Below are 19348 nucleotides of genomic sequence, written 5' to 3' on the forward strand. Positions count from 1 at the left end.
ACACTATGACATACGACGCTATTGTAATCGGCTCTGGCCAGGCAGGAACGCCACTTTCAAAAAAACTTGCCGCAGCAGGAATGAAAACTGCTTTAATTGAAAAAAGATGGGTTGGCGGAACCTGTGTAAACGATGGATGTTCGCCAACCAAGGCGATGATTGCATCTGCAAAACTGGCCTGGTCAGTTGCAAATAGCGAAAAGCTCGGTATACATGTTGGCGGGTATACCGTTGATCTGCATGAGATACTGGCAAGAAAAAATGAAATTGTTCAGCGCATGCGCGGAGGTTCTGAGAAAGGTATTCTGGAAACAGAAAATCTTGATCTGATCTACGGCACCGCCACATTTACCGGTGAAAAAGAAGTAACCGTAAAATTAAACAGCGGCGAAGTCCAGGTTTTAAAGGCAGATAAATTCTTTCTTAATGTCGGTGAACATCCTTCCATTCCGGAGGTTGAAGGAATAGAAAAAATTGATTACCTCACTTCCACTTCGATTCTGGAATTGCAGGAAATTCCGGAGCATCTTGTGATTATTGGCAGTGGGTATATTGCTTTGGAGTTTGGGCAAATGTACCGTCGTTTTGGAAGCAAAGTTACGATTCTGGAACAATCTGACCGGATATTGCATAGGGAAGATCAGGATATAGCAGATGAAATTGTCAGGATTTTCAATGAGGAGGAGATCGAAATACTGACCGATTGTAAAGTCGAATTAATTAAGAAGGAAGGTACTAATATCGATCTGTTTTTGAGTGTCAACGAAGTTTCAAAAGATATTTCCTGTTCTCATGTTTTGGTAGCCATTGGAAGAAAACCGAATACTGCTGACCTGGGGCTTGATATTACTGGTGTTGAGGTAAATGATAAAGGTTATATCAAAGTAAACGATAAGCTGGAAACCACAAAAAAAGGAATTTTTGCTTTGGGAGATGTGAAAGGCGGACCGGCTTTTACACATATCGCGTATGACGATTACCGTATTATTCGAAAAAACATTATTGAAAAAGGAGATGTTTCTATAAAAGATCGTTTGGTTCCATATTGTATGTTTATAGATCCGCAGCTTGGACGCGTCGGGATGTCCGAGCAGGAAGCGAACGAGAGTGGTAAAAAAATAACCGTTGCCAGCATTCCAAATTCAAGTGTTGCAAGATCAATAGAAACCGGCGATACACGAGGCATGATGAAAGCAGTCATTGATGCCGAGACGGGAAAAATCCTGGGTGCCTCCGTTCTGGCAGCCGAAGGCGGCGAAATTGTTACGATTCTGCAAATGGCCATGATTGGCGGTATCACTTACGATCAAATAAAAGAAGGGGTTTTTGCACATCCAACCTACGCCGAATCGCTTAACAATTTGTTCATGACATTGGATAAATAGTATTTAATTTACTGTTGATAACCAGTAAATTATTTATTTTTAAGAAAATGATAAACTGATACCAGCCCTGATGATTATTGCCCAAAATATCAGCAAAGATTTTAACGGTATTCACGCAGTAAAAAATATTTCGTTTGAAGTCAGGAAAGGCCAGACAATGGTCTTTCTTGGCACCAGCGGATGTGGGAAAACAACGACGCTGAAAATGCTAAATCGTTTGATTGAACCAACTTCCGGGAATATCACAATAAATGGTCAGGACATATTTTCTTCCGAACCTGAAATTCTCAGGCGCAGCATTGGTTATGTATCTCAGAATAATGGCCTTTTTCCACATTATACAGTTGCAGAAAATATAGCAGTTGTTCCCAACCTTTTAAATTGGGATAAAGGAAAAATCAAAAAAAGATCCGAAGCACTTTTGGAGCAGCTTAAACTTCCTGTTGCTGAATATGCCAATAAATATCCGGACGAGTTAAGCGGCGGGCAAAAGCAAAGAGTCGCCATTGCGCGCGCGCTGGTTTCAGATCCGCCGGTATTGTTGATGGATGAACCGTTCGGTGCATTAGATCCGATTACCAGGGCCGGTATCCGAAAGGAGTTTCGCGAATTGCCAGAATTGATAAGTAAAACCATTGTGCTGGTAACACACGATGTACAGGAAGCTTTCGAATTGGGGGATCAGATTTGTTTGATGGATAAAGGTATAATCGTACAAACGGGTACGCCGGAAGAATTGATTTTTAACCCGGAAAATGATTTTTCCAGAAGTTTTTTCAATCATCAAAGATTACAGCTGGAATTAAGTGCCTTGAAATTCAGGAATTTATGGGAAAAGTTTGCGGATGCGGAATATCCTGTAACCACTTCTCTGAACAGCAATCAAAGTTTATGGGAAGGTATGGAAACCTTGTCACAGCAAAATCAGGAAAAGCTGTTTGTAAAGGATGAAGAAAGTAATGCTGTAAAAGAAATTACCATACAGACAATCCAGTCTGTCTATCTTGAAATGAAAAATAATAGATGACGGAGCAGCAAAACCTCTGGCAGTTTATGATGCAGCAATCTGATAAATTGTTGTCTCAAACCGTCACACATATCGGATTAACCTGTATCTCATTACTCATTGCTGTTGCAGTCGGTCTGCCGCTTGGCATCTGGATCTCCGAAAAAAAGAAGGCTGCTTGGGCAGTTCTGGGTATTGCCGGTATTTTGCAGACAATTCCCAGTATTGCCTTACTGGGTTTCATGATCCCACTTTTGGGAATAGGTGCGTTTCCAGCCATAGCTGCACTTTTTCTTTACGCCTTATTGCCCATTATAAGAAATACTTACACCGGAATTACCAGTGTCGATCAGGGAATTACTGAATCTGCGCGGGGAATGGGCATGAGCAGATGGCAGATTTTATTCAATGTTGAATTGCCACTTGCGATGCCGGTTATTTTAGCAGGGATCAGGACTGCGACAGTTATCAACGTCGGCGTTGCAACATTGGCTGCCTATATTGCTGCCGGTGGTTTGGGTGAATTTATTTTTGGAGGTATCGCGCTAAATAATACCAACATGATTTTGGCAGGCGCAATTCCATCCGCATTGCTGGCTATTATTCTTGATTTTTTGCTTTCCTTATTTCAAAAAGCAAAGTTAAAAACGATGCGAAAAGTGTCGGTGATTCTTCCGGTTATTTTGTTGATATGTTCTTCCTTTTACATCATTCCACGCACACAGGTTAAAGTACTCGCCGGTTTTACGCCGGAGTTCATGGGGCGCGAGGATGGATATCTGGGATTAAAATCAAAGTATAAACTGGATATTCCAACCGTTGTGATCAGTGACGCAGTCATGTATAAAGCAGCTTTTGAAAATCAATTGGATGTGATCAGCGGATACAGTACTGATGGAAGGTTGAAAGCATATGATCTGGTAACTTTGAAAGATGATAAATCAATTTTTCCACCCTATTATGCAGCTCCGTTAGTCAGGCAGGATGTTTTAGCTAAATATCCTGAGTTGCAGCCTGCGCTGGAAATTTTGTCCGGAGTAATAAACGATTCTATTATGACGGAATTGAATTACAGGGTTGATTACCTGAAACAGTTGCCTGAGAAGGTTGCCCTGGACTTTATGCGGGAAAAAGGTTTGTACAAAAAACCTCAAAATTCTGGTAACGGACAAACTGTGAGATTAGGTTCGAAAATATTTGCCGAGCAGTACATCCTTATCAACATATATAAAATGCTGATCGAAGGAAATACAAAATTAAAAGTTGTAACCAGAACCGGACTTGGGGGAACGAAAATCTGCTTTGATGCATTAACAAATAATGAGATTGACATGTACCCGGAATACACAGGAACGGGCTTACTTGTGATCCTTAAACCTGATAAAAAAACGCTTGACGAAATGATTGACAGCCGTGATCAGGTTTTCAATTTTGTTCAGAAAGAATTCTCAGATCAATATCAATTAAGCTGGCTGAAACCGATTGGTTTTAATAATGCCTATGCGCTGATGATGCGCAGGAGTCAGGCACAATCATTGAATATACAGACTATTTCAGATTTAAAACTTTATTTGTCTAATGAAAACCACCAACATTAGGGAAAGATATAATGTCGTCAGAAAGTATACTGAACAGCTTTGTCAACCTCTTGAAACAGAAGATTATGTACCGCAGCCAGTTCCTTTTGTAAGTCCACCTAAATGGCATCTGGCGCATTCAACATGGTTTTTTGAAACATTTATTCTGAAAAATCACATCCCGGACTACCGCGTTTTTGACGAAACTTTCAATTATTTATTTAATAGCTATTACAACAACGTAGGTGACCGAGTGCTGCGCACCGACAGGGGAAATATTACGCGGCCGAAAGTTTCATATGTGTACGCATACCGTCAATATGTGGATGAGCATATGAACAAGTTGCTTGAAACTTTGGATAATGAAAAGTCACTTATCCTCATTGAATTAGGCCTTCACCATGAGCAGCAGCACCAGGAATTGCTCGTAACGGATATCAAATATATTCTAGGTCATAATCCTACTTTTCCGGTTTATAAACAAGGACATAATCTGGTGGACGATGTTAACCAGGAGTCGGGTTTTGTGCATATATCAGAAGGCGTTTACGAAATTGGACACGAGGGTGAAGGTTTTAGTTTTGATAATGAACTGGGCCGGCATAAAGTTTATTTACAGGATTTTGAGATCGGCAAAGCGCTGGTTACCAATGAAGAATACATAGAATTCATCGAAGCAGGTGGTTATCAGGACTTTAATTTATGGCTGGATGAAGGCTGGTCATGGGTAAATGAAAATGAAATTAATTCTCCGATGTACTGGCATAAAATAAATGGTGAATGGTTTTATTTTACAATGGCTGGTTTGCAGAAACTGAACCCCCAAGCGATCCTTTCCCACGTAAGTTTTTTCGAAGCCTGGGCTTATGCGCAATGGAAAGAAATGCGTTTGCCAACCGAGTTTGAATGGGAGATCGCTGCTGATCAGTTTTCCTGGGGGAAACGTTGGGAATGGACCAACAGCGCATATCTGGCCTATCCGAATTTTACCAAAGCAAAAGGCGCAGTTGGAGAATATAATGGCAAATTCATGATCAACTGCATGGTGTTGAGAGGTGCTTCCGTGGCCACATCACCAGACCATAGCAGAAAAACATATCGTAACTTTTTTCACACAAACGAACGCTGGCAGTATACCGGAATTCGATTGGTAAAATAGCTGTCGGCAGTCAGCAATCGGCTTTTGATCCGGTTCTGAAAGCCGATTGCTGATAGCCGAAAGCCGCAACATCAACCTACTTTAAATATGGAAACCATTACTACAACCCCTGACTTAATTTTTGAACAGGATATTGACGATGGATTAAGTGCTCCTTTGAAAAATATTTCATCAAAATATTTCTATGACGATCTGGGAAGTGTGATTTTTCAGGACATCATGAATATGCCTGAATATTATCCCACGCCCTGTGAATTCGAGATTTTATCTCTTCAAGGACAGGATATTATCAAAAAGCTTGATTTTAATGAGCCTTTTAACATCGTAGAATTCGGTGCGGGAGATGGTATTAAAACCCGGCAATTATTAAAAAAACTTCTCGAAAATCAGGTTGATTTTACTTACGTCCCAATCGATATCTCACAAAAAGCGATCGAAGAACTGGAAGCAAATATGCTTGGTTATCTGCCCGGGTTGAAAATTAAATCCATTGTTGGTAACTATTTTTCTGTGATTGAAGAATTGACAGAAATGGAGCAACCGGGATTATTTCTTTTCTTAGGAAGTAATATTGGAAATTACCAGGAACAGGAGGCAAGTGAGCTTCTGGGGCAATTTAACAACCATATGAAAAGCGGTGACAAGATTTTGATTGGTTTTGATCTTCAAAAAAATCCTGCAACCATTAGAAATGCTTACGACGACAGCCAGGGGATTACCAAAGCATTCAATATGAATTTGTTACAAAGAATGAACCGGGAATTAGGGGCAAATTTCAAAAAAGAATTTTTTGATTTTTATTCACATTACAACCCGATCAATGGTGAAGTGCGCAGTTATTTGGTCAGTTTAAAACAACAGGAAGTTTATATTTCGAGGATCGATAAAACATATTCCTTCCGTCAAAATGAGCTGATATGGACAGAGTTGTCTAAGAAATATACGATCGCTGAAATTGAAAATCTTGCCACTAATAATGGTTTTGAACTCATTGAACATTTTCTGGATTGCAAACATTATTTTACGGATAGTTTGTGGACTAAATAATTTTTAAATTTACGTGGATTAGAAGTCTGGCTTTACTTAACGGTAAGGCCTTATTCATTGTATATCTTGCTGATATCATCGATTTTTTGAGATCTGATAACAGATTTGCCACTTTTGGTGTTACCTGTTTTTGAGTTGATCATAATATTTCTGTAAACCAAATCCTAACTACGATTGTCATGGAAGTCGCCACTAACGAAGTTACCGTTGAAGATCTGAAATCGATTGAAATTTTCAAGGAAGTTCCTGATTGTCAGTTGCAATGGTTTATAGATGAAAGCGAGCACCGAATTTTTAAGGAAGGCGATGTTTTTGCGAAAATTAATGAACCGGTTAATTATACGCATATTATTCTGAGAGGGCGGATTGAGCTTTATCGCCTGCAAAACAACAATAAATCTAAAATAGCAGATCTTGTTGCTGGAAATGTTACCGGGGTGCTGCCTTTTTCGAGGGCCAAGATTATGCCTGCAAGTGCGGTTTGCGTAGAAGAAACGGAACTTTTGTCGCTTCCGAGAGAGAAAATGCGTGAGCTGATCCAAACCTATTACGAACTGACGCAAGTGCTTGTGCATGTAATGGCTTCCAGAATCCGGGAATTTACGGAATTGGAGCAGCAAAATGAGAAAATGATGGCACTCGGAAAACTTTCAGCGGGTTTGGCGCATGAGCTGAACAATCCGGCCGCCGCCATTGTGAGAGGTTCGGTATCGCTTGAAAAACATTTGCAATGTCTTCCTGATGCGTTCAAACAGTTAATTTCCATCCGACTTGATACGGATGATATTAACAGGGTGAACGATAAAATCCATAAAGCGCTTGATAATAAAAATCGTCCCGTGCTGACTATGATGGAGCGGGCGGACAGGGAGGATGAAATAACTGAGTGGCTTGACGAGCAGCCGGGTATCAAAAATGTCTACGACATGGCTGAAAACTTTGTTGAATTTGGCTTATCAATTGATGACCTCGAAGAAATTAAAAGTCATATCCCGGAAGGGAAATTATCTCCGCTTTTAATCTGGATCAATAACAGTTTTACTACGGAAAGAATGGTTTCTGAAATTGGCATTGCTTCCAAACGAATTTCTGATCTGGTTAATTCGGTTAAAACTTTCACCCATATGGATGGGGGAGGCGATAAGGTATTTGCTGATATCCGTACCGGAATTATCAATACGATGACGATGTTGAACTATAAAATAAAGAAAGGAAATATAACGGTTATAGAGGATTTTGATGAAAATCTCCCGCCTGTAAAAGCCATGATCGGTGAATTGAATCAGGTTTGGACAAACCTGATTGACAATGCAACGGATGCTTTGGAAAATACAGAAAATCCGCAATTGACATTAAAAACAAGACAGGACAGGGAATATGTTTGTGTGTCAGTAATTGACAATGGACCAGGAATTTCCGAAGATATCAAGAACAAAATTTTTGATCCGTTTTTTACTACAAAGAAAATTGGGCAGGGTACCGGATTAGGATTGGATGTTGTGACCAGAATCGTAAAGCAACATAAGGGTACTATAAGCGTAACGTCTGAACCGGGGAGAACCGAGTTTATCGTTTGCTTTCCAATTAATGCAAAATAACTTAACCAAGTAAACAAAATCATATGGGGTTGCCAATTATTTTTTCAATTGATGATGATGCGCAGGTTTTAAGGGCCATCACCCGCGACCTAAAATCGAAGTACCGCGATACCTATCGTGTCCTGAGTACTGATTCCGTCAAAGAGGCGCTGGAAAGTTTGATGGATCTTCAAAATAAAGGTGAAGAAGTAGCGATTTTTATTTCTGATCAAAGAATGCCTGAAATGCAGGGCGTTGACTTTTTACAAAAAGCAAAAAAAATATTTCCGGATGCAAAACGTGTTTTGCTAACCGCATATTCTGATACGGATGCAGCGATTAAAGCGATCAACGATGTTCAACTGGATTATTATCTGATGAAACCGTGGGATCCGCCGGAAGAAAAATTATATCCTGCCATTGATGATTTACTAAACGACTGGCAGGCTGATTATCGTCCTGATTTTAAGGGGATTAAAGTTATTGGTTACCAGTTCTCTCCAAAATCGCATCAGATTAAAGATTTTCTGTACGGGAATCTGATTCCTTATACCTGGATGGATATTGAAACCAGTGAACAAGGGAAATTGATCTGTTCCACCAATCATTTTGAAACTGCGGACTTTCCTGTGGTGATTTTGGAGGACGGAACTTTGATGAAAAATCCGGCGGTTCTGGATATTGCAACAAAAATTGGTTTGAATGCCACGGTGAAGCAGCAAATTTATGATGTGATCATTATCGGTGCTGGTCCGGCAGGTTTGGCAGCTTCCGTTTATGGTGCTTCGGAAGGATTGAGTACTCTTTTGATCGAGCGGAAAGCGCCGGGCGGACAGGCTGGAACGAGTTCAAGAATTGAGAATTATCTTGGTTTTCCATCCGGACTGAGTGGTGCAGATTTAACACGAAGAGCGGTAACCCAGGCCGCGAGGTTTGGAACTGAAATTCTCTCTCCGCAGTCGGTTAAGGAAATAAAAGTGAAGGATAAGTATAAAACGATTGTGTTGGAAGATGGTACCGAAATCACAGCAAAAGCGGTTGTGATTACTACGGGTGTAGATTATCGCAAATTGGAAACGCAGGGAATTGAAGAATTTACCGGGAAAGGTGTTTACTATGGTGCGGCAAATACAGAAGCTACATCTTGCGGAAATAAGGAAGTCTATATTTTAGGAGGAGGAAATTCTGCCGGCCAGGCGGCTATGTACCTTTCCAAATTCGCAAATCATGTTTATGTGATTGTGAGAAGAACAGACCTGAGTTCTTCCATGTCACAGTATTTAATTGACCAGATTTCAACAACTGAAAATATAACTATTTTGGGTTGTACTGAAATTCTGGAAGCTTGCGGAGAAAATCATTTGCAAGGCCTGAAGCTGGTAGATTTGAATACTAATGAACAGCGTTCCGTAGCGGCTGATGCATTATTTATTTTTATCGGAGCTAAACCTTACACAGATTGGGTTGGTTTGGAAATCATTAAAAACAGCAAAGGTTTTATCGAAACCGGTCGTGAAATGAATAATTACAAAGATTTCAAGCGGGTTTGGAAAGTAGATAGAGACCCATATTTACTGGAAACGAGTTCGCCAGGGATTTTTGCCGCAGGTGATGTACGTGCCGGTGCAATGAACAGGGTGACTTCTGCGGTTGGTGAAGGTTCGATGTCAATTAATATGGTTCATCAATATTTAAGCGAAATATAAATGGCAGATCAAATATGTAGCCACATCAGTGCGATCACTGAAATTAAAACGGCAAAAAAACGGGAATGTGAAGAATGTGTAAATACCGGAGGCAGATGGGTTCATTTACGTACCTGCCAAACCTGTGGAGTAACTTTATGTTGTGACGATTCGCCATCACAGCATATGACAAAACATTTTCATGCAACTGAACACCCGGTCATTATTTCATCGGAGCCTGGTGAAAAATGGATGTGGTGTTATGTCGATGATTCGTTTGTGGAGTATGATTAATGGATTTGTAGAAGGAGGAAGACCTGTTCAGATGGATTTATATGATCCGTTTGAACAGGTTTTTTCATTTTGATGCTTGACTTTTTTTGATCCGGATTTTGCATTTGGATTGCTGCAATTATTTCGGTGCGCTGCACCTTTATTCTGGATTGTGCATTTCGGTTTTCTACAAATATTTCGTTGCGCTGCACCTTTGATCCGGATTGGCATTTTTGGTTTACTGTAATTATTTCGGTGCGTTGCACCTTTATTCCGGATTGTTCATTTCGGTTGGCTGAAAAATTTCATTCTCTGTATCAAATTTCTAAATCGAAAACGGTGCAGCGCACCTGAATATTTGTAGAAAGAAATAGCCCGCCAGCTCCCTTCCAAAAGGTGCGGAGCACCGTAATATTTCACTTCACAAACATTCGACAAATCTATAATAATTCCAATAAATCACTTTTTGACAACGATTTCAAAATTGATACATCTGTTTTAACCAGATCATTAGCCAGATCCCTTTTTGAATCCTGCATTTTCATGATTTTTTCTTCAATCGTATCCGGACAAATCAATCGAACAGCAACCACATTTTTCTTTTGTCCGATCCTGTAACTTCTGTCAATTGCTTGATTTTCGACCGCCGGATTCCACCAGGGATCAACCAGATAAACATAGTCTGCCTCTGTCAAATTCAACCCGACACCACCCGCTTTTAAACTGATCAAGAATACCCGGACACCATCATTATTCTGAAAAGATTCTACCTTTTCCGACCGGTTTCTGGTTTTTCCTGTTAAGTATTCGAAGGAAATATTTCTACTAACCAACTCTTTTTTTATCAAATCCAGCATTTTTACAAATTGTGAAAAAACCAGGATTTTATGCTGAGGTGCTTTGCTTTCGATTTGTTCGATCAAAACTTCAATTTTGGCGGAAGCATCACCATAATATTCTTCATCATTAATCAGCGCTGGTGAATCACAGATTTGGCGGAGTTTTGTTAAACCTGCAAGAATATTTAAACTTTCCCTTGGTAAATCTCTTTCCTTATGCGTAAGCAGAAAGTGTCTGAATTCGTCGGAATAAGAATCATAAACCTTCCGCTGTTCAGCACCCATTTCACAATAAATAACCATTTCCGTTTTTTCAGGGAGTTCTGTCGCAACCTGCTGTTTGGTTCTTCGGAGAATAAACGGATTGACTTTTTTCTGTAATTCCCTGGCACGTTTACTGTCTTCAAAACGGTCAATTGGAATGGCGTAATGATTTTTGAATTGAATTTTACTGCCCAGTAATCCTGGACATGCGAAAGAAAGCTGTCCGTATAAATCATAAGTATTATTCTCAATCGGCGTACCGGTCAGTACAATCTTGTTTCTCGATTGAAGCAAACGGGATGCTTTATAACGTTGTGATTCCGGATTTTTAATAGCCTGGGATTCATCAAGAAAAATGTAATTAAAACGATATTCTTTCAAAAATTTAATATCAGAAAGCAGCGTACCATACGATGTCAGAATGATCTCATAATCATCAAAATTCTCATGATCTTTGACACGATTAGAACCATATACCGTATGGATTTTTATTGACGGAGCAAATTTCTCAACTTCTGCCTGCCAGTTAAAAATCAGGGAAGTAGGTACAACAATCAGGTTCGTATTATGATGCCCTTTATTTCTTTGAGATAGAATAAATGCGATGATCTGAACCGTTTTCCCCAATCCCATATCATCAGCCAGGCAGCCGCCAAATCCAAATTCATCCAGGAAATTCAGCCAGTTCAGGCCATCTTTCTGATATTCACGAAGGGAAGTTTTTAGTTCTTTAGGTATTTCAACCGGCTTAATTGATTCAAAATCAGAGAATTTGGAAGTATATAGCAGCAGTTCATTTTTCACCGGCTGACTTAATACCTCATCTTCATACAATTCCAGAATACTGGTGAAATTTATTTTTGGAGTACGAATAAATTCACCGGCAATTTCACCGGCTTCGAAATATTTAGCAAATTTTTCAATCCAATCGTTAGGCAGAATTCCAAGCGTACCGTCACCAAGTTCTACAAATTTGCTTTTGTTGCGGATGGATTTATGAAGATGTTTAAGCGTGGCAATTTCTTTTCCAAACTTCACCTGAATACTGGTATTAAACCAATCCGTACCACTGTTAATTGAAAGTGAAACAGTCGCTTTATTTTGATTCAACTTATTATTTGACAGTTCGCTAAATCCAAGCACTTTGATGTTTTGATTCGTCCACTCCTCAAAAGCATCCAGAAACCAGCCCTCATCCAGAAACCGTTCTTTGCTCAGATAAAAATGATCACTACCGAGCTGGTCGTAAAAATCAGGATGTTGTCGTAGCAATGTTGAAGTAAATTGAACTTCCAGCGCATCGTCCCGCTCTACGGTGAATGGTTTTCCTTTGCTGTCCGTAGAATAAATTTGCTTTTTAGAAAGCACCGGAATTTCGATATTCCCGTAACGCATCACGGGTGTGATCAAAACATAATTTTCCAGATCCGACAAATAGATCAGTTGCTGATTTTCTCTTTCAAAACCATTTTCTTTGAGTTGCGTCTGCGTTGCGGTTTTCAGATATGCATATGTAACGCGGATTTTATCCTCGACTTTTGAAAGAATAGTATTTTGAAAATCATCAAACTTGCTTTCGTGCACCAGTATTTTGTTATTGTTTTGCTTGAAAAAATCAATGACACGAAGCACGTCAGGATTGTCTACCAGATGCATGGTGTCATTAATCATAACGAAATAATTGTATCTGATTTTCAAAATTTCTAATGCAAACGGTCGGCCGTCCACAATAAGCTGTCCTGAAACTTCATGGAATTTATCTTTTACATCAACCAATAAACTTAGGTCAACCGGCAATGTCCTGATTTTAACCGGTATCAGTGAAGCCGCAGATATACTTTCAGAGGCTTTTGTATCGTGGTAAAAAACATCCAGTTTGAGAGGATTTTTCACAAGCGATTTCAGCCCGTCCATATCCGAATCCGATTTACCGGAACGGTACTGATTTTGAAATTTTGAAACGCCTGTATAAAATTTCAATTCTTCCGGACTTTCCAGCTTCCATATCAGATCAAGGGGGTTAATTGAAGTCAAAGGGTTTTTTAATTTCCCTTCCTTTGTCGTTAGTGCTTCAAAAAGTTCTACGTAAAAATGATCATAGTATTTATGCTGACCGAAAACGATTATCTTTTTTGATGTGTCTTTTTGATTCGCTTTTTTTGGTAAAACCGGGGTTTGTTTTGGTATTAGATTTTCTTTTAAATAGGACTTCGTGGTATCGTTGACAGCAAAAAGGTGTTTTAATTTTGGTTTGATATCAACGGTTTTGTTCGCATATTCAAGCAGGAAAAATTCATCCGGATTGATCTCATTTTCCAGTCCATAATCTTTTGCAACGAGTTTTATCTGATTGTATCTCAGGTTACTATCAAAAAATATCCGTAAGTCTCTGCGTTCCATTAAGTTATACAAAACCTGGACCTGATGTTCACACGGAGCCTTTTTTTCTGCGCTGCATGGACAGGAAAGCTGAAGTGATTTTTCGGTTTGTTTGACTGTAACGATCAGTTGGTCTGAAACACCTGATACGATCTGAAATGTGGCAAAATTAACCTCAATAACTTTGGGTTGAATATCAAAAAAACCTCGTCTGCTGGTTTCAGTGAGGGACGAACTAAACTTTAATATGAAATTATGATTCAGCTCCGAAACGTTGAAGTCTTCAAAAACATAGTCATTTTTATGAAATTTTAACGCAGTGATCCGTTCGCTTATGCCTGGTTTTTTCAGCATTCTCTTCTGAATTCTTGGGATTAAATGGATCCGAAAAATTAATTTCGGAAGGTGAAAATAACTTTATTTTACAGAAATATGCTCATATTTCTAACTGTAATTGAACGCATATTATAAATTCAATACGACACAATCTATTAAATATTTTATCATCTATACTTGTCAGGGAATAATTTTTTGGCACTTTTGGAGATTGTGTTCAGTTAAAATGGCTTTATGAAAAAAATAATTTCCAGTCTCTTTTTTGGTTTAGTACTTTGTTTCTTCTTACTTTTTAATAACTGTTCTTTTGCTCAACAGGCAGCCCGGGATAGCGTTTCGACATCAGATTCAGTAAAAATTACTTTACCTGATTCCTTAAAAAAACCTGATTATTTAAAACTGGATACATTAACATATCGGTTTATCGGTGACGGAAATTTCACCCGCGGCAATGTAAACCGGACGTTGATGGTTTTACGAGCAGAAATCGTTGCAACCGGTCCGGTCATTTCAATCGCATCAAATCCGCGTTTTACTTATGGTAAGCAAAACGGTATCCTCGCGGAAAGAGATTCTTACGTGGATTTGTTTGTTGATGTTTTCAAGAAAAGAAAAACATATGTTTTTGCTTTGGGTAATATGGAAACGAGCAACTTACGTGGAATTACACTTCGGGTATTGGCTGGTGCAGGAATTGGTTATCGCGTCCTGAATTCCAGTAAAAACAGATTGGTATTGACAAATGCCATCGTTCACGAATCGACCAATTTCAGGGAATTGCCAACCATTGGTATTCAACGAAATTCTTTTAGAATGAAAGGTAAACACTCATTTGCAAAAGACCGTTTCAGGATTAATCACATCACTTTTATACAACCTGCTATCACCGATTTTTCTAATTTAAGATGGAATACGGTAATTTCTCTTGAATTTCCAGTCAATAAATGGGTAGCACTTCGAACCAGTTTTGAAAATTCCTACGAAAGTGTGGTAGAAGCAACACGTAAGCGAAATGATTCAAGGATTACTTTTGGGATTTCTATTGGAAATAAATAGTTGTGGCATATTAGCGAAATCGAATATTTTCAATGATACCTTTCAGTAAATGAGGAAATAATATGATATAAAACAGAAGGAATAACTGAGATGCTTAAACAGCAATGAAATGTGTATTTTTAGAAGGACAGAACTTCGAAATACATTTTTTATCTACGCACAGAACAATGAAATCCATTCGAATTCTTCTTTTTATTGATAGAATTAATTTTGTAATTCAATAATGATGAAAACATACATATACTTATTTGGTTTACTGGTTTCTCTTTCGGTAAAGTCATTTTCCCAGACACCGATAACGGTTAAAGAAACACCCACAAGACACGGCCCGGAAAAAGGTTCTCTGATCATCATAGGTGGAGGCGGAGCAACGCCGGAGATCTGGAATAAATTTATAGAACTGGCTGGCGGGAAGGATAAAGCAAGAATTGTGGTGATTACTGCCGCCGCCGGAGATTCAGGTTTTTATAAAACTGATGCCATTGAGCTGGTAAAAAAGGAGACAGGGATTAAAAACGTTACTTTGTTGCATACCAATAGTTTAACCGAAGCAAACAGTGAAAAATTTGTTGCGCCTATTAAGGCAGCAACCGGAATTTATTTTGTTGGAGGCAGGCAATGGAGAATCGCAGATTCGTATCTGAATACCCTGACGCACAAGGCGTTTCAGGAAGTTTTGGAACGGGGTGGTGTTATTTCGGGAACTTCTGCCGGAGCCAGTATTCAGGGATCATTTCTTTGGAGAGGTGATACAAAAGGCGCGCATATTCTTGTTGGTGATCATACGCAGGGCTTAGGATTTTTGAAGAATTCAGCGATTGACCAACATCTGTTACGGAGAAACCGACAGTTTGATTTAATAGAATTTATTCGTCAGTCACCGGAAATTATTGGTATTGGTCTGGACGAAGCAACAGCTATTGTGGTGCAAAAAGACATCTTTGAAGTTGTCGGGAGATCCTATGTTGCAGTTTACGACTACAATACCATTGTGACCCCAAAAGAAAGAAAATTCTCAGATGGTAACGGACCGGAAACTAATTATCAGGGGCCATTTTTCTTTTTGAAACAAGGTCAGAAATACGACATGAAGGAACGAAAAGTGATTCAGGAAACAGCGAAATGATCGAGCCCTTAATCCGCCTTTTGTAAAATAAAATTCTCATTTACCACCTCTAAAAAATCGATCAGGATTGAATTTTGATCATTTGTCTTGAGGTAAATTTTTATTTTTTTCAGGAAATCATATAACGGTTCGCTGTATTTGTGACCTGTTTGCTGCTGAAATTCTTCAACTTTCAGATCATTCCCTTTTTTGATCAGTAAATGTAAAGCAATGAAAAAATAAGAAACCGGCAATTTGCTGCCCTCCAGCAAAGTGCCACTCTGTAATGTGGTACGAAACCGGCATTTTTTGCACTGGAACTGATGTTTGGAAGATAGCCAGTAATGGTCTGTGCAACCACATTTTTTACACACAACACCTTTTCTCAATCGGTATTCTTTAAACGCCTCGGTAGCGAGTTCTTCACTTTTATATGCATCGATGAGATCTTTTGACAGCATAATTATTAAAAATCCGGTTATCTATTTGCCAAAAATACACACTTATTTTAAATAAAATATAAAGTCTATCTAATTTATATACTATTGTATATGATCCAAAAATAAAAATCCTTTTTATTGCTCATTTTCAAATTTTTATGTGCTTATATTTGAAAATAATACTACTGATTTTATGATATATAAAGTAAGGTTTCAAATTTCCAAAGTCCTGGCAATACTTATTCTTAGCTCTTGTTTGTCTGGTTTTATGATCGATTCTGGTTATGAAAATGAAATAAAGGCGTGGAGGAAGGAAAGAATCACAGAGCTTAAATCCGAGCAGGGCTATCTAAATCTCGCTGGTCTTTTCTGGCTGGAAGATGGCAGAAATTCTTTTGGTAGTGGGGGTACTAATAAATTTATCTTTCCAGCGGATCGTAGTCCTGCAAATTTGGGGGAATTCATTCTGGAAAATGGACAGGTAACTTTGGTTGCCAAACCCGAGGCGGAGATTTATGCGAATGATCAGTTGATTACAAGGCTTAAAATTTTTCCTTCTGATGAAGAAATCATTCTTAAACATAAAACTTTAAGATGGTTTGTCATTAAGCGCGGAGAAAAATATGCAGTCCGCTTAAAAGATCTGGATAGTCCGTATCTCAAAGATTTTAAAGGAATCGAGAGTTTCCCAATCTCGGAAAATTGGAAAGTTAAGGCAAAATTTGAACCAACAGTAGATAGAAAAATTTCGATACTGGATGTGACAGGAAGACTTAGTGAGCAGGAATCTCCGGGAGTGCTTGTTTTCAATATGAAAGGCAAAAAATATAAACTGGATGCTTTGAGTGAAGGCGAAAGCTTTTTTATCCTGTTTGGTGATAAAACCAATAAAAAGGAAACATATGGCGGCGGGCGTTTTGTATATACCAACAAGCCGGACGCGGATGGTTACGTGATACTTGACTTCAACAAAGCCTACAATCCACCGTGCGCTTTCACACCATACGCGACTTGTCCGCTGCCTCCAAAACAAAATTTACTGGCGCTTGATGTAACTGCCGGTGAAAAGAATTATGGTCACCATTGATTGTAAAAACTGCACAAATAACAATTTTTGAAGTAAAACGACGGCAGACATTGTCGTTGTTTTTTCTTTATTTTGGGTTCTGCTTTTTGTAGCATTAAGACTAAAAATGCTTAATTTATTTAACACATATCCTAAACCTTTACAAATGAAGTCTTTTTCTAAAAACTCTAAATTTCCCAAAGCTCTGCTTTCTTTGGTTGCAGCATTTTTATGCTCAGCTACGATGTCATGTGATTCAAAAAAGAAAGAAGAAGTAAAAGAATCAAAACCTGTCGTAATCGGATACGTAGGCGGTTTTCATGGCCTTGTTGATACCGACAAAATTGATGTTAAAAAACTGACACACATCAATTACGCTTTTGTAAATATTGAGAACGGCAAGGCGTTTCTTACCAATGAGAAAACAGATTCAACAAATTTCAGAAAACTTAATTTGTTGAAAAGTATAAATCCGGATCTGAAAATTTTGATTTCGATTGGTGGCTGGTCATGGAGTGGGCGGTTTTCTGATGCGGTGCTCACAGATAGTTCAAGAGCAAAATTTGCTAAAAGTTCTGTTGACATTATCAAAAAATATAAACTGGATGGCGTTGATATAGACTGGGAATATCCTGCGATGCCGGGTGATTCAGGGAATGTTTATCGTCCTGAGGACAAGCATAATTTCACATTAATGTTTGAAGCGATCAGAAAAGAGCTTGATGTTTTTGAAAAAGAAGACGGACAAAAAAAGCTTTTAACCACTGCTGTTGCGGGTTGGGCCGAGTTTATTCCCAATTCTGAAATGGGCAAAGCGCAGAAATATCTGGATTATGTGAACCTGATGACCTACGATCTTTTCTCTGGTGACACTGTCGTTCATCATGCGGGATTATACCCAACGGATCGTTTTAAAGCGAACCGCTCAACGGATAATGGTGTAAAAGCATACCTGAACGCGGGTGTTCCTGCAAGTAAAATCGTGGTTGGCCTTCCGTTTTATGGCCGTGCGTTTACATTAGGAAAAGATTCTAAAACTGTCCTTGGGGAAACGTCTGTTAGCAAAGAATATATCGACGGGTACACTTATATCAAGGATAGTCTGGTTAACAAAAAAGGTTATAAGGAATATCGTGATACCGCCGCGCATGCGCCTTATCTCTACAATGAAAAGACCAGAGTTTTTATCGGTTATGATGATGAGGAATCTGTGGCTGAGAAATGTAAGTATGTGCTTGACAATAAATTGGCGGGGGTGATGTTCTGGGAATATAATTCTGATCCAAAGGGTTATCTGCTGAATGAAATCAATAAATCCCTGAAATAAATCTTGCTGGTTTTTATGAAAATTTCTTTTAAGATCCGGCTGATTTGTTTCAGTTTCTTGTTAGCCGCAGTTTTTTGCCTGAACACTTTTGCGCAGTCAAAAACTGCTGATTTTAAAGTTTTAGCAATTGCTGAAAATGGCGGTCATCACATTGCATATTCCAGGGCTGCGAAGGTCTGGCTGGACAACTTGGCAAAGGAAAACAATTTCACCGTTGACTATATCCAGAATACTGAAAAAATAAACGATGAATTTTTAAGCCAATATCAGCTGTTTATCCAGCTGGATTTTCCACCCTATGCATGGACTCCAACGGCTTCTGCTGCTTTTGAAAGGTATATTAAAGAAGGAAAGGGCGGCTGGATAGGCTTCCATCATGCCACCTTGCTGGGAGAGTTTGACGGATATCCGATGTGGGAATGGTTTCACGGATTTATGGGTGGAATCAGGTTTAAAAATTATATTTCCACTTTTGCTTCTGGTAAAGTGAATGTTGAAGACAAGAAACATCCGGTTATGAAAGGGGTTCCGGCTTCTTTTGTTGTTAAAACGGAAGAGTGGTATACTTATGACAAAAGTCCGCGGCCAAATGTCCATGTTCTTGCAAATGTAGACGAAGCCACTTATATACCTGATTCAACAAATGTTAAAATGGGGGATCATCCGGTGGTATGGACGAATCCGAAGACCGCTGCGAAAAATGTTTACATATTTATGGGACATTCTCCGGATCTGTTTCAAAATGAGTCGTATACAACCCTTTTCAAAAATGCGATTTTCTGGGCTGCCAGGCGATAAATTGAAATAGTTATCAGCATTCACTTATT

At 38.9% G+C, this 19348-nt stretch carries 15 protein-coding genes; 13 read left to right on the forward strand and 2 right to left on the reverse strand.

Translation table 11 applies throughout. The features are described from left to right. Positions 1-5 precede the first annotated feature (5 nt). The 8 genes from LXL81_RS02800 (at position 6) to LXL81_RS02835 (ending at position 9730) form a co-directional block, all read left to right on the forward strand. Positions 6-1385 carry a mercuric reductase gene (locus LXL81_RS02800; protein ID WP_234645183.1) on the forward strand — a complete coding sequence of 460 codons (1380 nt, stop codon included), beginning with the start codon at positions 6-8 and terminating at the stop codon, positions 1383-1385. 70 nt (positions 1386-1455) lie between these two features. Next, the gene (locus LXL81_RS02805) at positions 1456-2412 is read left to right on the forward strand and encodes an ATP-binding cassette domain-containing protein (RefSeq protein WP_310589544.1); all 957 of its coding nucleotides are present in this window, start codon (positions 1456-1458) and stop codon (positions 2410-2412) included. Then, the gene (locus tag LXL81_RS02810) at positions 2409-3989 is read left to right on the forward strand and encodes an ABC transporter permease/substrate-binding protein (RefSeq protein WP_234645184.1); all 1581 of its coding nucleotides are present in this window, start codon (positions 2409-2411) and stop codon (positions 3987-3989) included. The genes LXL81_RS02805 and LXL81_RS02810 overlap by 4 nt, the downstream gene beginning before the upstream one ends. Further along, the gene (egtB, locus tag LXL81_RS02815; protein ID WP_234645185.1) at positions 3970-5127 is read left to right on the forward strand and encodes an ergothioneine biosynthesis protein EgtB; all 1158 of its coding nucleotides are present in this window, start codon (positions 3970-3972) and stop codon (positions 5125-5127) included. Before LXL81_RS02810 ends, egtB begins: the two co-directional genes overlap by 20 nt. A gap of 87 nt (positions 5128-5214) precedes the next feature. Beyond that, entirely contained in the window at positions 5215-6174 is a 960-nt protein-coding gene (locus LXL81_RS02820; RefSeq protein ID WP_234645186.1) for an L-histidine N(alpha)-methyltransferase, read from the forward strand. Positions 6175-6353: 179 nt separating this feature from the next. Next, complete coding sequence (locus LXL81_RS02825) at positions 6354-7772, forward strand: ATP-binding protein (RefSeq protein WP_234645187.1); 1419 nt, start codon at positions 6354-6356, stop codon at positions 7770-7772. Between the two features lie 23 nt (positions 7773-7795). Beyond that, complete coding sequence (locus LXL81_RS02830) at positions 7796-9457, forward strand: response regulator (protein ID WP_234645188.1); 1662 nt, start codon at positions 7796-7798, stop codon at positions 9455-9457. Beyond that, entirely contained in the window at positions 9458-9730 is a 273-nt protein-coding gene (locus LXL81_RS02835; protein WP_234645189.1) for a UBP-type zinc finger domain-containing protein, read from the forward strand. A 419-nt stretch (positions 9731-10149) separates the two neighbouring features. Here the strand turns inward: LXL81_RS02835 and LXL81_RS02840 are convergent, their stop codons facing one another. Next, entirely contained in the window at positions 10150-13545 is a 3396-nt protein-coding gene (locus LXL81_RS02840) for a DEAD/DEAH box helicase (protein WP_234645190.1), read from the reverse strand. 216 nt (positions 13546-13761) lie between these two features. On the opposite strand from LXL81_RS02840, the gene LXL81_RS02845 reads away from it, so the two are divergent. Beyond that, a complete protein-coding gene (locus LXL81_RS02845; RefSeq protein ID WP_234645191.1) occupies positions 13762-14583 on the forward strand; it encodes a DUF481 domain-containing protein in 822 nt (273 codons plus the stop codon). Between the two features lie 223 nt (positions 14584-14806). Then, the gene (locus tag LXL81_RS02850; RefSeq protein ID WP_234645192.1) at positions 14807-15709 is read left to right on the forward strand and encodes a cyanophycinase; all 903 of its coding nucleotides are present in this window, start codon (positions 14807-14809) and stop codon (positions 15707-15709) included. An 8-nt stretch (positions 15710-15717) separates the two neighbouring features. On the opposite strand, the gene LXL81_RS02855 is transcribed toward LXL81_RS02850, so the two are convergent. Next, positions 15718-16149 (reverse strand): transposase, encoded by a 432-nt coding sequence (locus LXL81_RS02855; RefSeq protein ID WP_234645193.1) that lies wholly within the window; start codon positions 16147-16149, stop codon positions 15718-15720. Between the two features lie 172 nt (positions 16150-16321). Here LXL81_RS02855 and LXL81_RS02860 point away from each other — a divergent pair, with 172 nt between their 5' ends. From LXL81_RS02860 to LXL81_RS02870, 3 genes are all read left to right on the forward strand, one after another. Continuing rightward, positions 16322-17215, forward strand: a complete 894-nt coding sequence (locus LXL81_RS02860; protein ID WP_234645194.1) for a DUF1684 domain-containing protein — start codon at positions 16322-16324, stop codon at positions 17213-17215. Positions 17216-17360: 145 nt separating this feature from the next. Further along, on the forward strand, positions 17361-18521 hold the full coding sequence (locus tag LXL81_RS02865) for a glycoside hydrolase family 18 protein (RefSeq protein WP_234645195.1): 1161 nt from the start codon (positions 17361-17363) through the stop codon (positions 18519-18521). Positions 18522-18536: 15 nt separating this feature from the next. Further along, positions 18537-19319 (forward strand): ThuA domain-containing protein, encoded by a 783-nt coding sequence (locus LXL81_RS02870; protein WP_234645196.1) that lies wholly within the window; start codon positions 18537-18539, stop codon positions 19317-19319. The last annotated feature ends 29 nt before the right edge of the window (positions 19320-19348 follow it).

It is taken from the genome of Dyadobacter sp. CY356 (assembly GCF_021440195.1).
Taxonomy (GTDB): domain Bacteria; phylum Bacteroidota; class Bacteroidia; order Cytophagales; family Spirosomataceae; genus Dyadobacter.

Bases quoted from the DNA above. Each gene is read 5' to 3' on its own strand.
- LXL81_RS02825 (WP_234645187.1), top strand. From the start codon at position 6,354: ATGGAAGTCGCCACTAACGAAGTTACCGTTGAAGATCTGAAATCGATT.
- LXL81_RS02830 (WP_234645188.1), top strand. From the start codon at position 7,796: ATGGGGTTGCCAATTATTTTTTCAATTGATGATGATGCGCAGGTTTTA.
- LXL81_RS02855 (WP_234645193.1), bottom strand. From the start codon at position 16,149: ATGCTGTCAAAAGATCTCATCGATGCATATAAAAGTGAAGAACTCGCT.
- LXL81_RS02805 (WP_310589544.1), top strand. From the start codon at position 1,456: ATGATTATTGCCCAAAATATCAGCAAAGATTTTAACGGTATTCACGCA.
- LXL81_RS02865 (WP_234645195.1), top strand. From the start codon at position 17,361: ATGAAGTCTTTTTCTAAAAACTCTAAATTTCCCAAAGCTCTGCTTTCT.
- LXL81_RS02820 (WP_234645186.1), top strand. From the start codon at position 5,215: ATGGAAACCATTACTACAACCCCTGACTTAATTTTTGAACAGGATATT.
- LXL81_RS02800 (WP_234645183.1), top strand. From the start codon at position 6: ATGACATACGACGCTATTGTAATCGGCTCTGGCCAGGCAGGAACGCCA.
- LXL81_RS02840 (WP_234645190.1), bottom strand. From the start codon at position 13,545: ATGCTGAAAAAACCAGGCATAAGCGAACGGATCACTGCGTTAAAATTT.
- LXL81_RS02850 (WP_234645192.1), top strand. From the start codon at position 14,807: ATGATGAAAACATACATATACTTATTTGGTTTACTGGTTTCTCTTTCG.
- LXL81_RS02845 (WP_234645191.1), top strand. From the start codon at position 13,762: ATGAAAAAAATAATTTCCAGTCTCTTTTTTGGTTTAGTACTTTGTTTC.
- egtB (WP_234645185.1), top strand. From the start codon at position 3,970: ATGAAAACCACCAACATTAGGGAAAGATATAATGTCGTCAGAAAGTAT.
- LXL81_RS02870 (WP_234645196.1), top strand. From the start codon at position 18,537: ATGAAAATTTCTTTTAAGATCCGGCTGATTTGTTTCAGTTTCTTGTTA.
- LXL81_RS02835 (WP_234645189.1), top strand. From the start codon at position 9,458: ATGGCAGATCAAATATGTAGCCACATCAGTGCGATCACTGAAATTAAA.
- LXL81_RS02810 (WP_234645184.1), top strand. From the start codon at position 2,409: ATGACGGAGCAGCAAAACCTCTGGCAGTTTATGATGCAGCAATCTGAT.
- LXL81_RS02860 (WP_234645194.1), top strand. From the start codon at position 16,322: ATGATATATAAAGTAAGGTTTCAAATTTCCAAAGTCCTGGCAATACTT.